A 2241-nucleotide genomic window follows, 5' to 3' on the forward strand; every position below is an offset into this window, starting at 1 on the left:
ATCTTGTACAGCGGCGGCTGGGCCAGGTAGACGTGACCGAAGTCGACGAGCGGGCGCATGTACCGGAACAGCAGCGTGAGCAGCAGGGTCCGGATGTGCTGGCCGTCCACGTCGGCGTCGGCCATCAGAATGATCTTGTGATACCGCAGTTTGCTGAGGTCGAAGTCCTCGCCGACACCGGTGCCGAAGGCGCTGATCAGCGCCTGCACTTCCTGGTTGCCGAGGGCCTTGTCGATCCGCGCCTTCTCGACGTTGAGGATCTTGCCTCGGATCGGCAGGATCGCCTGGATCCGCGGGTCGCGGCCGGACTTGGCCGAGCCACCGGCCGAGTCACCCTCCACGATGAAGATCTCGCACTCCTCGGCGTGGGTGGACTGGCAGTCCGAGAGCTTGCCGGGCAGTCCACCGCCCCCGAGCAGGCCCTTGCGCCGGGTCGCCTCCCGCGCCTTGCGGGCCGCCATCCGGGCCGCCGAGGCCTGGATCGACTTGCGCACCACCTCGCGGGCCTCGCTCGGGTGGCTGTCCAGCCAGTCGGTGAGCGTGCTCCGGACCACTCGCTGGACGAAGGTCTTGGCCTCGGTGTTGCCGAGCTTGGTCTTGGTCTGGCCCTCGAACTGCGGCTCAGCAAGCTTGATCGAGAGCACCGCGGTCAGGCCCTCACGGATGTCGTCCCCGGTGAGGTTCTCGTCCTTCTCCGTGAGAAAGGCCTTGGACCGCGCGTATTCGTTGATCAACGTTGTCATCGCGGCCCGGAAACCCTCTTCGTGGGTACCGCCCTCGTGGGTGTTGATCGTGTTGGCGTAGGTGTGGACGCTCTCCGAGTACGCCGTCGTCCACTGCATCGCCAGCTCGAGGGAGAGCTTGCGGTCGGTGTCCTCGGCCTCGAGATAGATGACGTCGGGGTGCACCATCTCGGTCTTCTTGGCCGAGTTCAGGTGCTTGACGTAGTCGACCAGGCCGTCGTCGTAGCGGAAGGTGACCGAGGAGGCCGTGCCGTCCTCGTCCGCGTGGTCCGCCCGCTCGTCGATAAGCGTGATCGCCAGTCCCTTGTTCAGGAACGCGACCTGCTGGAACCGCGAGCGCAGGGTCTCGTAGTCGAACACGATTGTCTCGAAGACGTCCGGGCTCGGCCAGAACGTGATCGTGGTTCCGGTGGTGTCGGCCGGCTCACCCTGCGCCAGCGGTGCCTGCGGAACACCTATCGCGTAGGACTGGCGCCAGACGTGGCCCTCGGTGCGCACCTCGACGTCAAGCGTGCTGGAGAGCGCGTTCACCACGGAGACGCCGACGCCGTGCAGACCACCGGACACCGAGTAGCCGCCGCCGCCGAACTTGCCACCCGCGTGCAACACGGTCAGCACGACCTCGACGGCCGGCTTGCCCTCCGACTCGACGATGCCGACCGGGATCCCGCGGCCGTCGTCGATCACCCGGATGCCGCCGTCGGCGAGCATCGTGACCTCGATGTTCTTGCAGTAGCCGGCCAGCGCTTCGTCGACCGAGTTGTCGACCACCTCGTAGACCAGGTGGTGCAGTCCGCGCTCACCGGTGGAGCCGATGTACATGCCGGGACGCTTGCGGACCGCTTCAAGACCTTCCAGCACGGTGATGGCGCTGGCGTCGTAGTGCGCGCCGTTGGCTTGCGGGGAGGGGTCGAGCGGCATGTCGGTGGGGATCGTCTGTTCGGCCACGAGGTGTGGGGCTCCTGAAGGTCGAGGTCGATGACTGCCGCCGTCGACCGGGGGGACGGGCCCAGGGGAGCAGCCCGTGTGAAGGGTCCCCCGGCGCCGCCGAACCCTTACATCATATCTGCTATCGAGACAGATTCCGTCCCGGGCGGGGCGTTCACGGCGGGAGATCTGGCGTTCTGCGGCCGGAGAAGCCGTATCTGCCGCGCGAACCCGCCCTGGGATGACTCCCCGTACGACTCCTGTGCGATTTGCGAGCGAGAGCGGCGTTGACGCCGCGTTGACACCGCCCTTCCGACCCAGGGCTATCCGTACGTGTCTCGCGGCCCCTGCGACCCGGGCGCCACCCGCGGCCCGTGCTTCCAGGACGGGGCGGACGGGCCGCGAACGACAATCCGCTGGACCGTTCCCTCGCCCACCTCATCCGCCAGCTTGCGCAGAAGGGTCGGGGTGAGCAAGCGCACCTGCGCGGCCCAGGTCGAGGAGTCGGCGGCGACCGTGAGAACGCCGTCGGCGAACTGCAACGGCGTGCAGTGGGCGGCGATGTCGGCTC

The 2241-nt window shown here is 67.6% G+C and carries 2 protein-coding genes; both read right to left on the bottom strand.

Translation table 11 applies throughout. The features are described from left to right. Positions 1 to 1664: DNA gyrase subunit B (locus tag WAL33_RS17135; RefSeq protein ID WP_422182732.1), on the bottom strand; the 1664-nt coding region annotated here is incomplete at its 3' end. Between the two features lie 329 nt (positions 1665 to 1993). Next, positions 1994 to 2233 carry a DUF721 domain-containing protein gene (locus tag WAL33_RS17140; RefSeq protein WP_422182733.1) on the bottom strand — a complete coding sequence of 80 codons (240 nt, stop codon included), beginning with the start codon at positions 2231 to 2233 and terminating at the stop codon, positions 1994 to 1996. Positions 2234 to 2241 lie beyond the last annotated feature (8 nt).

The organism is Caulobacter sp. (genome assembly GCF_049283275.1).
Classification (GTDB): domain Bacteria; phylum Pseudomonadota; class Alphaproteobacteria; order Caulobacterales; family Caulobacteraceae; genus Caulobacter.